The sequence below is a fragment of the Streptomyces sp. NPDC029041 genome, from assembly GCF_040637515.1.
Taxonomy (GTDB): Bacteria; Actinomycetota; Actinomycetes; order Streptomycetales; family Streptomycetaceae; genus Streptomyces.
In genome coordinates this window covers 61,969-73,982 of record NZ_JBEZWO010000026.1, presented here as the reverse complement: position 1 = coordinate 73,982, position 12,014 = coordinate 61,969, and the positions used below count along the sequence as shown (strand labels likewise).

At 70.8% G+C, this 12,014-nt stretch carries 13 protein-coding genes and 2 pseudogenes; 5 read left to right on the top strand and 10 right to left on the bottom strand.

Translation table 11 applies throughout. From position 1 onward, the window contains the following. Nucleotides 1–68 (top strand): annotated as a pseudogene (locus AB0F04_RS37490) (roadblock/LC7 domain-containing protein); the annotation flags it as partial. A gap of 45 nt (nucleotides 69–113) precedes the next feature. On the opposite strand, the gene AB0F04_RS37485 reads toward AB0F04_RS37490, so the two are convergent. The 8 genes from AB0F04_RS37485 to AB0F04_RS37450 all read right to left on the bottom strand — a co-directional run bounded on the left by AB0F04_RS37485 (nucleotide 114) and on the right by AB0F04_RS37450 (nucleotide 7,434). Beyond that, nucleotides 114–446 (bottom strand): TcmI family type II polyketide cyclase, encoded by a 333-nt coding sequence (locus AB0F04_RS37485; RefSeq protein WP_362050818.1) that lies wholly within the window; start codon nucleotides 444–446, stop codon nucleotides 114–116. 19 nt (nucleotides 447–465) lie between these two features. After that, nucleotides 466–945, bottom strand: a complete 480-nt coding sequence (locus AB0F04_RS37480) for an SRPBCC family protein (RefSeq protein ID WP_362050815.1) — start codon at nucleotides 943–945, stop codon at nucleotides 466–468. Between the two features lies 1 nt (nucleotide 946). Beyond that, a complete protein-coding gene (locus AB0F04_RS37475) occupies nucleotides 947–1,201 on the bottom strand; it encodes an acyl carrier protein (RefSeq protein ID WP_362050812.1) in 255 nt (84 codons plus the stop codon). Nucleotides 1,202–1,233: 32 nt separating this feature from the next. Next, nucleotides 1,234–2,487 carry a ketosynthase chain-length factor gene (locus AB0F04_RS37470; protein WP_362050809.1) on the bottom strand — a complete coding sequence of 418 codons (1,254 nt, stop codon included), beginning with the start codon at nucleotides 2,485–2,487 and terminating at the stop codon, nucleotides 1,234–1,236. After that, the gene (locus tag AB0F04_RS37465; protein ID WP_362050806.1) at nucleotides 2,484–3,752 is read right to left on the bottom strand and encodes a beta-ketoacyl-[acyl-carrier-protein] synthase family protein; all 1,269 of its coding nucleotides are present in this window, start codon (nucleotides 3,750–3,752) and stop codon (nucleotides 2,484–2,486) included. The genes AB0F04_RS37470 and AB0F04_RS37465 overlap by 4 nt, the downstream gene beginning before the upstream one ends. Then, on the bottom strand, nucleotides 3,749–4,162 hold the full coding sequence (locus tag AB0F04_RS37460) for a cupin domain-containing protein (protein ID WP_362050803.1): 414 nt from the start codon (nucleotides 4,160–4,162) through the stop codon (nucleotides 3,749–3,751). The genes AB0F04_RS37465 and AB0F04_RS37460 overlap by 4 nt, the downstream gene beginning before the upstream one ends. 100 nt (nucleotides 4,163–4,262) lie before the next feature. Further along, nucleotides 4,263–5,417 carry a SchA/CurD-like domain-containing protein gene (locus AB0F04_RS37455; protein ID WP_362050801.1) on the bottom strand — a complete coding sequence of 385 codons (1,155 nt, stop codon included), beginning with the start codon at nucleotides 5,415–5,417 and terminating at the stop codon, nucleotides 4,263–4,265. A 358-nt stretch (nucleotides 5,418–5,775) separates the two neighbouring features. Further along, nucleotides 5,776–7,434, bottom strand: a complete 1,659-nt coding sequence (locus AB0F04_RS37450) for an FAD-dependent monooxygenase (protein WP_362050799.1) — start codon at nucleotides 7,432–7,434, stop codon at nucleotides 5,776–5,778. A gap of 226 nt (nucleotides 7,435–7,660) precedes the next feature. Between AB0F04_RS37450 and AB0F04_RS37445 the strand changes: the two are divergent. Together AB0F04_RS37445 and AB0F04_RS37440 are read left to right on the top strand one after the other, a co-directional pair. Beyond that, nucleotides 7,661–7,966, top strand: a pseudogene (locus tag AB0F04_RS37445) (DUF6325 family protein); the annotation flags it as partial. 39 nt (nucleotides 7,967–8,005) lie between these two features. After that, nucleotides 8,006–8,281: an SHOCT domain-containing protein gene (locus tag AB0F04_RS37440; protein ID WP_362050796.1), complete on the top strand. Its 276-nt coding sequence runs from the start codon at nucleotides 8,006–8,008 to the stop codon at nucleotides 8,279–8,281. A gap of 156 nt (nucleotides 8,282–8,437) precedes the next feature. On the opposite strand, the gene AB0F04_RS37435 is transcribed toward AB0F04_RS37440, so the two are convergent. Then, nucleotides 8,438–8,878 carry a MarR family transcriptional regulator gene (locus tag AB0F04_RS37435; protein ID WP_362050793.1) on the bottom strand — a complete coding sequence of 147 codons (441 nt, stop codon included), beginning with the start codon at nucleotides 8,876–8,878 and terminating at the stop codon, nucleotides 8,438–8,440. Nucleotides 8,879–8,971: 93 nt separating this feature from the next. On the opposite strand from AB0F04_RS37435, the gene AB0F04_RS37430 reads away from it, so the two are divergent. Together AB0F04_RS37430 and AB0F04_RS37425 are read left to right on the top strand one after the other, a co-directional pair. Further along, nucleotides 8,972–9,511, top strand: a complete 540-nt coding sequence (locus AB0F04_RS37430; RefSeq protein WP_362050790.1) for a phenolic acid decarboxylase — start codon at nucleotides 8,972–8,974, stop codon at nucleotides 9,509–9,511. A 91-nt stretch (nucleotides 9,512–9,602) separates the two neighbouring features. Further along, nucleotides 9,603–10,643 carry a vWA domain-containing protein gene (locus tag AB0F04_RS37425; protein WP_362050787.1) on the top strand — a complete coding sequence of 347 codons (1,041 nt, stop codon included), beginning with the start codon at nucleotides 9,603–9,605 and terminating at the stop codon, nucleotides 10,641–10,643. Between the two features lie 112 nt (nucleotides 10,644–10,755). Here the strand turns inward: AB0F04_RS37425 and AB0F04_RS37420 are convergent, their stop codons facing one another. Then, on the bottom strand, nucleotides 10,756–11,823 hold the full coding sequence (locus AB0F04_RS37420) for an enoyl-CoA hydratase/isomerase family protein (protein ID WP_362050784.1): 1,068 nt from the start codon (nucleotides 11,821–11,823) through the stop codon (nucleotides 10,756–10,758). Between the last annotated feature and the right edge of the window lie 191 nt (nucleotides 11,824–12,014).

Below are 12,014 nucleotides of genomic sequence, written 5' to 3'. Positions count from 1 at the left end.
GCGTACCGCACACGACCGCCGCGGTGCTCCTGTCCTGCGACGGGCTCGTGAAGTCCGTGCACGGCCTCCGCAGCGTCGCGGACCCGGCGACCGGTCGTCACGGGGGGAGGCTGTCAGCCGGCCGGCTCGCGCTCCCACAGGTAGAAGCGCTGCGCCATGGCGTCCTTGGGGGAACGCCAGGTGTCGGGGTCGTACGCGCTGACGTACGCGGACAGCCGCTCGCTGACGTCCCGGAACTCGGGGTGCCCGGCGACCTCGGCGATGGCAAGGCCGGGATCGCGCTCGGCCTCGATCAGGTGCATGTAGACATCGCCGAACTGGAAGAGGCTGCGCCGGGTCACACCGACGAGCCGCGGCAGCTCCCCCCGGTCGGACTCCTCGAACACCTTGGCGATGTCGGGCGCCGATCCGGGGGCCATCCGGGCGACGATCAGAGCTTGGTGCATGGGGGGTTCTCCGTCCGGCTCAGTCGTTCAGACGGTGCGCCGCACCGCGCTCCGCTGCGATCTTCTCGATGCGGTCGCGGATCAGGGCCATCTGCACCTTGGAGTTCCGGTTGATGTTGTCCGTCATCCACGCGTCGTCGACCGGCGCGTCCGGCTTCATCGCGAAGTCCTGGGTCCAGACCATGCGCGTGCCGGCCGGTACCTCCTCGTACCGCCAGTGGATGTCCATGTGGGCGAAGGGGCCCGTCTCGACCCGGCGGGCCTTGACCGTGAGTTTCTCGCGGTCCGGCTCGCGCTCCGAGACCCAGCTCCATACGGTGCCGTTCTCGTCCGGGTGCATGGTCAGCCGGAAGGTCGTCCTGTGGCCCTGGCGGGAGAGGATCTCGACGGAGGCGTACTCGCTGAACAACTGCGGCCAGTTCTCCAGGTCGTTGGTCACCTCCCAGACCAGGTCCAGGGGCGCCGCGATGGTGATCTCGTTCTGCGTGTGTCCGGTCATCTCATGCTCCTGTCAGCAGTGCGCTGTTGACGAGGTCGAGGAACTGCCGGGGCGTCTTGGAGCGTTCGGCGTCGGTCGGCATCGGTGTGCCGTACCGGTTCTCCAGCTCACCCACGATGCCCAGCAGGCCCAGCGAGTCGACGCCGAGACCTTCGAAGGCCGTGTCGTCACGGCCGAGTTCCTCCGGTGTGACGGTGACACCGGTGCACTTCTTCATGAGTTCGGCCAGCTCTTCGACGGTGATGCGGTCGGTCATGTCGTTCCCTTCCTCTTCTGCTCCGCGGCGCCTCACCACGAGGCGTCGCCGGCGCCGTGCCGCAGCACGAGCGCCGAGTTCGAACCCATGAGTCCCCGGCTCAGCAGCAGCGCCGTGCGGACCTCGGCGGTGCGGGCCCGGCCGGTCACGAGGTCGAGGTCGTGGCAGATGTCGAAGACCTGGGGGGTGGGCGGGATCAGGCCGTGCTCCATCGACAGCACCGCTGTCGCGGCGTCCATCAGCGGCGCCGCGCAGTAGGCCCGCCCGATCCCGGTCTTCGGCGCGGTGACGGGCACACGGGTGCCGTGCGCCCCGAGGGCATCGGCGATGGCCAGGGCCTCGGCGCGGTCCGCCTCCGGTACGCCGAGGGCGTCGGCGAAGACGACGTCGACGTCCTCGGGAGCACAGCCGGCCTCGGCCAGGGCTCCTCGGATGGCCTGGGCGAGGCCTTCCCGGGACTCCTCCCAGCGGGAGGCCCCGGTGAAGGTCGCCGCGTGTCCGGCCAGGTGGGCCCGCACGCGCGTCCCCCGGTCCCGGGCTGTGCACTCCGCCTCCACCACGACCATGGCACCGCCCTCCGCGGGCACGAACCCGCAGGCCGCGGACGTGAACGGACGGTAGGCGCGGGTCGGGTCGTCGACCGTGCTGAGCTCTGGATAGCCGAGCTGGCAGACCACCGAGTAGGGCGCGATCGGCGCCTCGGTCGCACCGGCCACGATCACGTCGGTGCCGCGCCGTACGGCCCGCGCCGCGTGGGCGAGGGCGTCCAGGCCGCCGGCCTCGTCGGCGGCGACGACCGAGCAGGGTCCCTTGAAGCCCCGGCGGATGGAGATCTGGCCGGTGCTGGCGGCGTAGAACCAGGCGATGGACTGGTACGGGCCGACGAAGCGGCTGCCCTTACTCCACAGTTGCTGCAGTTCGCGCTGTCCGAACTCGCCGCCGCCGGAACCCGCCGCGGTGACCACGCCCACGGAGAACGGCGCCTCGTCGGTCTCGGTCCGGTGCAGCCGGGCGTCGTCCAGCGCGAGGTCGGCCGCGGCCATCGCAAAGTGCGTGAACCGGTCGGTCTGGACCAGGAAGCGCTCCTCGATCGCCGCCGACGGGTCGAAGTCGCGCACCTGGCCCGCCACCCGCAGCGGCAGGTGTTCGCAGCCCTCCCGGGTGATCCGCTCCAGAGCGCTGATGCCCTCCGCGGTGGACTTCCAGAAGGTCTCGGTACTGGCTCCGTTGGGCGCGACCACACCGATGCCCGTGACGGCCGCGCGCCGGGGACGGGATTGGCTCATCGTGTCTTCTCCCTCGGCCGGTTCATGACCACCGCGGACTGGAAGCCGCCGAATCCGCTGCCCACCGAGAGCACGCTGTCGAGCTTGCGCTCGCGCGCGACGCGCGGGACGTAGTCCAGGTCGCACTCGGGATCGGGGGTCTGGTAGTTCGCGGTCGGCGGTACCACCTGGTGGGCCAGGGCCAGCACACAGGCGACGAGTTCGATCGCCCCGATGGCGCCCAGGGAGTGGCCCACCATCGACTTGATGGAACTCATGGGGGTGTCGTAGGCGTGCGCGCCCAGAACCCGTTTCACCGCGGCCGTCTCGTGACGGTCGTTCTGCTTGGTGCCCGACCCGTGCGCGTTGACGTAGTCGATCGCGGTGGGGTCGAGCCGTGCGCGGTCCAGGGCGTCCTCGATGGCCCGGGCCATCTCCAGGCCCTCGCTGGTCAGACCGGTCATGTGGTAGGCGTTGCCGAAGGTGGCGTACCCGCCGAGCTCGCAGTACACGTGGGCACCGCGGGCTCTGGCGTGCTCGAGCTCCTCCAGGACGAGCACGGCGCCGCCCTCGCCCATGACGAACCCGTCGCGGTCGGCGTCGAAGGGACGCGAGGCGTGGGCCGGGTCGTCGTTGTTCGGGGAGGTGGCCTTGATCGCGTCGAAGCAGGCCATGGTGATCGGGGAGATCGGCGAGTCCGAGGCGCCGGTGATGCACACGTCGGCCCGGCCCTCCTGCACGGTGTGGAAGGCGTAGCCGACCGCGTCGAGCCCGGAGGTGCAGCCCGTGGAGACGGTCTGCACCGGACCGCGCGCCCCGAAGCGCTCCGCCACCGTCGAGGCGAGCGTGCTCGGCGAGAACGCGCGGTGCAGTTCCGGGCCCGCCTTGCGGTGGTCCACGTCCCAGCGCTGTCCGCTGCTGCTGACCAGGACGTAGTCGTTCTCCAGCCGGGTGGTGCCGCCGACCGCGGTGCCCAGCGAGACACCGACGCGCCACGGGTCCTCGGCGCTCACGTCGAGTCCGGCGTCCCGTACCGCTTCGTCGCCCGCGACCAGGGCGAACTGGATGTAGCGGTCGCAGCGTTCCGCGTCTCGCACGTCCAGACCGTGGTCAGCCGGGTCGAAGTCGCACTCGGCGGCGATCCGGGAACGCAGCCCGGACGGGTCGAAGAACGTGATGGCCCGTGTCGCCGTGCGCCCCTCCGCCAGGAGATTCCAGAACGCCGGTACGCCTATGCCGCCGGGAGCGACGATGCCTATGCCGGTGACCACCACTCGTCGCGTCATGACCGGACCTGACGTCGTGCGGCTGCCTCCGCCCCCACCACCGCGGACTCGGCGTCGGTTCCCTCGGTGTCGACATGGCCCAGCGGCGGGCTCGGGGCCAGCGGGCCGAGGTGGAAGACCATACGGGCCTCCACGTCGCCGACGTTGCGGAAGCGGTGGCGCACGTTGAGGGGGATCAGCAGCCCCTGCTCGGGCTGCAGCGGGTGCGGCTCGCCGTCGAGGTCCACCTCCAGCTGCCCGCACACCACGTACACGAACTCCTCGGAGTACGGGTGGTAGTGCTCGGCGATGCGGTCACCGGGTTCGATGAGGGCCACGCCCATGAATCCGCTGGTGGCGCCGACGGCGGCCGGAGTGAGCATGGCACGCAGGTCACCGCCTCGTCGGCGGTTGGGCTCGACGTCGCTCATGCTCACGATGTTGGGACGAGATGTGATCACGCGTTCCTCCGTTGATGTACTGCACCACCCGTGGCAGAGGCGGGCACCGCCTCTGCCACGGGACGGTGAATCAGGCGTCGGGTGACCGGCGGTCGGTGACGAGGTCCATGCGCGCGAGTTCGAGAAGGCGCGCCATGCCGGCGTCCTTCGCTGCGGTGAGGTCGGTGCCCGCGTCGTCCAGGAGGGTCGTCAGCTCGGCGACCTGTGCCGGGTCGGTGAGGCCCAGGATCTGGACGGGGTCGGCGGCGTCCAGCCCGTCGCGGACGTCGATGAGCCGTACGACGACGTCGTCGCGCTGGAAGATGGTGCTGCGCAGGACCGGGCTGCGCGGGTCGTCCGCCGCCGCCTCGTCCTGGCGGGACAGGAGTTCGGCCAGCTTCATGCCGAGGTCCGGCCGGGCCGGGTAGTACAGGGCGTACCGCTCGGCCCTGGGGTCCTGCCGCCCCGCCATCACGTGATGAACGGCCGGCAGCGCGGCCCTGGTGAAGAAGACCCGGGCGGACTCGGGGTCGTCGAGGTCCCGGTCCTGCTCCAGATGGGGGTTGATGGCCTCCTCGACCGCCCGGACCTCGGGCTGCCGGGCGACGTGGCGCAGCGCGGCCAGCAGATCGCCCCGCACTTCGATGGCCCGCACCACGCGGTTGCCGTGCATGAACAGCGAGGTGCGGCACAGCCGGGTGGTGTCGTCGACCTGCGGCTCGGGCGAGGCGTAGTCGGAGAGGATCTTGGCGACGATCTCCTCGCTGCCCGGCTTGACGGTGAAGGTGAGCGCGTGGCGGATCACGCCGTCGCCGATCCTGGGCGCGGTCTGGAGCCGGCGCTCGCCCTGGCCGGCGTCCGCCGCGGGGCCGCCGGTCTCGCGGACGACGTGGAAGCGCAGGGACCGGGTGTCGCGCACGCAGCTGTGCAGCGGTTCGACCATCCGCACGTGCTCTTCGCTGTTGACCCAGGCGAGGAACGGCGGGGCGCTCTCCCACTCGCTGGTGATGAGCCATTGCGAGGGGTTCTCGATCGACTGGCACAGCTGGTCGCTGACGTGCCCGGGGACGGACGCGACCTGGTTGCACAGCTGTTCGTAGGCGTCGAGGAACTCCTGCTGGGCGCCGTCGTGGACGTCGACCAGGAGGACGACTCGGAGCCGGGAACCGTCGAACACGGACTGCGAGACATGGTGCGACGCCTGGCGCGCCCGCGAACCTGCAACCCGTTCGGATGTGGTGGTCATCCTGCGCACATCTCCTTCGCGCGGAGGGGAAAGTGAACGTTGGCCGCAGTGATGCGACGTCAGCGTTTCTCGATCCTGTGCCCGTGCCCGCTCATCGCGCGACTCGGATGTAGTACGTGAGTGACAGGGGGGACGACGTCCGGACCCGACGGGCGAAGGAGACCTCGGCCGTCGGCGTGCTCCCCGGCCCGACGGTCGCGGTCCCCCGCACAGGTGATGTGCGCGTGCGCGCCCGGGCGTCCTCCCGTCCGGGGCACCGCCTTGGCCACCGGCGTCAGGGACGCCGGTGGCCAAGGCGGACGGTGCGGCCGCGGGCAGGGCCGCGCGGAACGCCTCACACGAACGGAGCCCGCGGGGCTCAGGCGACTGCCAGTGCGCTCCGCAGGACCCCGCGCAGTACGGCCTCGGCGTCGGCCTCGGGACCCGGTGACCGCCAGAGGACGAAGCCGTCGGGCCGGACCAGCACGGCGCCCCCGGGCCCCGTGCCGTGGCGCTCCGCCCAGTCGGTGGTGTCCTCGGGCACCAGGTCGGCCTCGGGTCCGGTGCCCAGCCGGTACGACTTGAGCGGGAGGGACAGTTCGTCGGCCAGGCGCACGGCGGCCGGGTGCCACTCGTTCGGCTCCGCGGCGTCGCTGAGCAGGACGAGGGACCGCTCGTAGAGGTCGAGCGTCGAGATCCGTTCGTCGCCGCGGCGCACCCACAGGTGCGGCGCTCTGCTGCCGGGTCCGCCGGTCAGGTCGAGGCCCTCCGGCACCACCGGGGCGTCGGGGTCCGCGCCGACGACGGCGCCCTGCGGGTAGCGGTAGCCGAGGGCCACGTTGAGGATGCCCTGCCGTGGACCGGCGCCTCCGGCTCCCGGTGGCGGGGCGAATCCGGGGTGGCTGTGTTCGGCCGACCGGGCCGCGGCCCGCGCGCTGGTGGCCTCGGCCACGGGGCGGCGCTCGGCGTCGTAGGTCTCCAGCAGTTCCTCCCCGGCCCAGCCGTCGAGCACGGCGGCCAGCTTCCAGGCAAGATTGTGGGCGTCCTGGATACCGGTGTTGGAGCCGAAGGCCCCGGTCGGGGACATCTCGTGGGCCGAGTCACCGGCGAGGAACACACGGCCCGACCGGTAGCTGCGGGCGACCCTCTGGGCGGCGTGCCAGGGGGCCTTGCCGGTGATCTCCACGTCGAGGTCGGGGACGCCGACCGCCCGGCGGATGTGCTCGGCGCACCACTCGTCCGTGAACTCGTCCAGGGACTGTCCGTGCTCGGGGTGCCAGGGGGCGTGGAAGACCCAGTTCTCGCGGTTGTCGACCGGCAGCAGGGCGCCGTCGGCCTCCGGGTTCGTCAGGTAGCAGACGATGAAGTGACGGTCGCCCACGACGTCGGCGAGACGGCGGGAGCGGAAGGTGAGGCTGACGTTGTGGAACAGGTCGCCGGGGCCGCTCTGAGCGATGCCGAGCTGCTCACGCACGGGACTGCGGGGGCCGTCCGCGGCGACGAGGTAGTCCGCGCGGATGGTGGTGTGCTCACCCGTCTCACGGCTCTTGACCACGGCGGTCACACCCGTGGGGCCGCTGTCGAACGACATCAGCTCGGTGGAGAAGCGCAGGTCACCCCCGTGCCTTCGGGCGTGGTCGAGCAGGACCGGCTCGAGATCGTTCTGGCTGCACAGGCACCAGGCGCTGGGGCTGAAGCGGGCCAGGCCGCCGCCCGGGTCGATGTCCTTGAACAGCCACTCGCCCGCGTCGCCGACCAGGGTGGGCGCCTGCAGGATGCCGTGGTTGACGGACAGGGTGGCGGCCGCCTCCTGGATCGCCTTCTCCACACCCGCCACCCGGAACAGTTCCATGGTGCGGACGTTGTTGCCCCGGCCCCGCGGGTGGATGGAGGTGCCCGCGTGGCGCTCCACCAGCAGGTGCGGTACGCCCAGCCGTCCCAGGAACAACGAGGTTGCCAGGCCGACCAGGGAGCCGCCCACGATGAGGACCGGGACGTCGATGGTGTGGGTGCCCGCCTGTCCGGCTCGTTCTTTCATCACTCTCGCCTCCAGTGCGTCGGTGCCGCCGGCCCTGCCGGTTGCGGCGGCGATCCTCATGCATGCCCCGGGGAGGTGACAGCTGCTCAGGCTTCACCCGCGTGCTTCGCGGCGCGGCCCTGCGGGAGAGCGGGCAGGACCGCACTGCGGCGGGACGGTTCAGTCACCGACTCGTCCGGCGTCGACACGTCGCCCACGGGACTCGTCCACGACGATGGGCACGCCGTTTGTCCCGAAGGACGAAGACGGAACCGTGACCGGCATGGAGATCGCCGACCTCACCGGTGACGGCAGGCTCGACCTGGCCGTCTTCGAGGGCGCCTCGTCGGGGCTGCTGGGCCAGGACGACGTCGAGGAGGCCGCCACCGCGCTGGAGCCCGGCTGCTCCGCGGGCATCCTGCTCTACGAGAACGTGGGGGCCGCGCCGTTCGCCGCCGCCCTGCGCCGTGGCGGGGCCAGGCTGGTCGCCTCGGGACGCATCCCGGTCAACGCCGTCGCCGACGCCCTCGACGCGGTCGAAGCGGCCCGCTGAACGGCGTCGACCACGCCGACGACCAGAAGGGAAACAGCCATGCCAGGTCTGATTCGCGGGGTCGCGCGCACCGCCGTCGTCGCCGGGACGGCGACCGCCGTGTCGAACCGCGTGACACGGCGGCAGCAGGGACGATGGGCGGCGCAGGAGGGGTACGGGGTGTACTCGCCGCAGCCGCAGGCCGTCGCCGAACCCCCTGCCTCGGATATGGCGGACAAGATCGAACAGCTGCGGCAGCTCGGTGAGCTCAGGACGCAAGGCGTGCTCACCGAGGCCGAGTTCGAGGAGCAGAAGCGCAGGCTTCTCCAGGGGTGACCGGGGTCGGCCGCCGGGAAGCCGGAGCGGCCTGAGGGTTGTCGCCGCAGGCCGCCGGTGGACACAGTGCGGGGAAGGGCCGCTCCGACCTCCCCAGGTGTCGCAGCCCTTCCCGTCCAGCGGCAATCGCTTACCCCGAGATGCGGACCTCATTCCTCATGTCGTCGGCCCGTCCAGGACGTGCTGCAACTCCCTGAGCGCCGGCAGCGCCTCCTCGATGGCCCGTCGGCCGTCCGGCGTGAGAGCGGCCAGGGCACGCCTCAGTTCCTGCGTGCTCACTGCGTCGTACCGGTCGAGCAGGTCGAGGGCGTGCGGGGAGGCCACGAGGGTCACCGTGCGCAGGTCGGTCGATGACGGCCTGCGCTCGACGAGACCCGACGCGGTCATGGCACGGACCAGGTTGCTGACCGTCGAGGAGGCCACGCGCAGACGGGACGCGACGTCACCCGGCCCGAGGGGTCCGGCCTCGGACAGGACTCTCAGGAGTTCGATCTGCGCTTCGGGAAGATCCGGCAGGTCCTCCGCGCGGCGGGTACGCAGCAGCACGGCTCGCCTGAGGGGCCCGATGAGGCGGCCGAGATCAGTCGCGGTGTCCATGCGTTCATGATGCCCTCGATATTGTTTTGTCGCAAAATAGTTTTGTGACAAAATAGAGTGCCGCCCGGTACCGAACGACGAGGAGGTCCCCTCATGGACAGCCGCGAAGCGCACGAGACCACCGTCCGCAACCCCGTCCCCCCGCAGCAGCTCTCCGGCATCGTCGGCCACCGCTTCATCTACACCTATGCCAACGGCTGGCAGTACGAGATGTACGTGAAGAACGCGACCACCATCGACTACCGGATCCACTCCGGCATGGTGGGCGGCCGATGGGTCAAGGACCAGCAGGTCGACCTGGTCCTGCTGGACGACGACCACTACAAGGTGTCCTGGAACGAGCCCACCGGCACGTCGGTGTGCGTGAACGTCATGCCCGCCAAGCGCCGCCTGCACGGCGTGATCTTCTTCCCGCGCTGGGTCGAGGAGCACGGCGAGCGCACGGTCCTCTACCAGAACGACCACCTCGACGAGATGCGCGCGTTCCGCGACGAAGGCCCCACGTATCCGATCCACGTCGTCCCGGAGTTCGCCGAGATCACCCTCTTCGAGTTCGTCGGCCCGGACGACGACACCGTCATCTCCACGGCACCGGGCGACCTCCCGCCGGGCTGGTCCGACCGCACCGGCTGACCGCCCGCCCCGGCCACACGTTCCTCCAAGATCGATTGTCAGTGGTGGGTGAGAAGGTGGAACCACCAAGCCGGAACGAGGGGGAGCTGTGATGTCCGAAAGCCAGAACTACATCAACCACGTTGCTCTAGTGCTGGATGCCAGCTCGTCGATGTCGCATCTGAGCCGCAAGGTCGTAGAAGTCGCCGACCAGCAGATCGCCTATCTCGCCCGCCGCTCGCGGGAACTGGACCAGGAAACCCGCGTCACGGTGTACGTCTTCGCCGACAAGGTGGAGTGCGTCATCTACGACAAGGACGTGCTGCGCATGCCGTCGCTGAAGCAGCTGTACCGGACCGGTGGGATGACGGCCCTCCTGGCAGCCGCGCTGAAGTCGCAGAGCGAGCTGGCTCAGACCGCCCAACTGTACGGCGACCACAGTTTCCTGACGTTCGTCCTGACCGACGGACAGGAGAACGCGAGCCACCGCTGCCCGGACGCTCCCGCCCGGGATCCACGTCAACTGGTCCAGGCCGTCGCGGAGATGATCCGGACCCAGCAGGACAACTGGACGCTGGCCGTGCTGGTGCCCGACCAGATGGGCAAGCGCGAGGCCATGCAGTGCGGCTTCCCCAAGGACAACATCGCCATATGGGACGCCACCAGCACGCAGGGCCTGGAGGAGGCCGGGCAGGTCATCCGGCAGGCCACCGAGAACTTCATGATGGGCCGCACCCAGGGCATCCGGGGGTCGCGTGCGGTGTTCTCCACGGGGGCGGACGCCGTCAACGAAGACACCATCAAGGCAGCCGGACTCACCCCGGCCGACCCGACGAAGTACCAGCTGATCCCGGTCGCCCGCGACGCGGCGATCCGGGAGTGGGTCACCGAGTGCGGGCACACCTACACCACCGGTGGCGCGTACTACGAGCTGAGCAAGTCGGAGAAGATCCAGGCGCGCAAGCAGATAGCGGTGCTGGAGAAGAAGACGGACCGCGTGTACACGGGCCCCCAGGCCCGCGCTCTGCTCGGGCTGCCCGACACGGAAGTGCGCGTCAAGCCCGACCACAACGACCACTTCACCATCTTCGTGCAGAGCACCAGCGTCAACCGGAAGCTCGTGGCCAACACGCGGCTGCTGCTCATGCTCTGACATCCCGTGGAGCCGACGGGGCGCCCGGAGGTCGCACCGGGGACAGGTATGTCGCTCCTGTCCCCGGCGCCCCGTCCCACGGCTGTCACCGGAGTTCGGCACGCCCGTTCCCTCAGTGAGGGAGTTCCGGCGACAGACCCAGCTCACGCTCCCCGAGCGGGGTGAAGAAACGCTCGACGTCGGTGTCGGCGACCTCGGCCAGGGTCTTCGGCGACCAGCGCGGCCTGCGGTCCTTGTCGACGACCTGGGCGCGGATTCCCTCGACCAGATCGGGTGTGTCCAGGGCGGCGCAGGACACGCGGTACTCCTGGTTCAGCACAGGCTCCAGCGCGCCCAGCCTCCGGGCGCGGCGCAGGGAGGCGAGGGTGACCTTGAGGGCGGTCGGCGACTTGGCGAGCAGGGTCTCCGCGGCCTCCTTGGCGGCAGGATCACCGTGCGCCGGCAGGCGACGCACGATCTCCTCGACGGTGTCGGCGCGGTAGCCGGCGTCGATCCAGTCACGCTGGGCGGCCAGGACGCCCTGCGGGGGTGGGTACGCGCAGCCGGCCAGGGCCTCGTCCGCGGGACGTTCGGCCAAGGCGTCGAGGAAGTCCCGCAGCGAGGCCGCCGGCACGAAGTGGTCGGCGAGTCCGCACAGCAAGGCGTCGGCCGCGCCGACCTGCGCTCCCGTCAGAGCCAGGTGAGTGCCCAGCTCCCCCGGGGCGGCGGCGAGCAGGTGCGTGCCCCCCACGTCCGGCACGAAACCGATGCCCGTCTCCGGCATGGCGATGCGGGACCGCTCGGTGACCACGCGGACGCTGCCGTGCGCCGAGACACCGACACCGCCGCCCATCACGATGCCGTCCATCACGGCCACGTACGGCTTGGGGTAGCGGGCGATGCGGGCGTTGAGGCGGTACTCGTCACGCCAGAACGCGGCCGAGGCGGTGCCGTCGCCGTCGCGGGCGTCGTCGTGGATGGCACGGATGTCACCGCCGGCGCACAGGCCGCGCTCCCCCGCGCCCGTGATGACGACGGTCTCCACGGCGGGGTCGCGCTCCCATGCGAGGAGGGCCTCGTCGATGCGGCGGACCATGGTGTGCGTGAGCGCGTTGAGGGCCCGGGGCCGGTTGAGGGTGATGTGGGCTGCGCGCCCGTTGGTGTGGAAGAGGACGGGTTCCTCTTCAGCGGTTCCGCTCATCGGACAGCCTCCCCCGAGCCGTGGGCCGCGTTGACGCGCATGTCCTGTCGGTTCCTTTCCGCTCGGGTGGAGGGCACTTCGTCCGCGGTGGCGATGACGAACCACCTGGGCACTGTGGACCCTACGGTGCCTGACGTCCTGCCCGGGCCGGCCGGCGGGGTAGGCGGGGGCGATGGCGTCCGGCTGCCAGG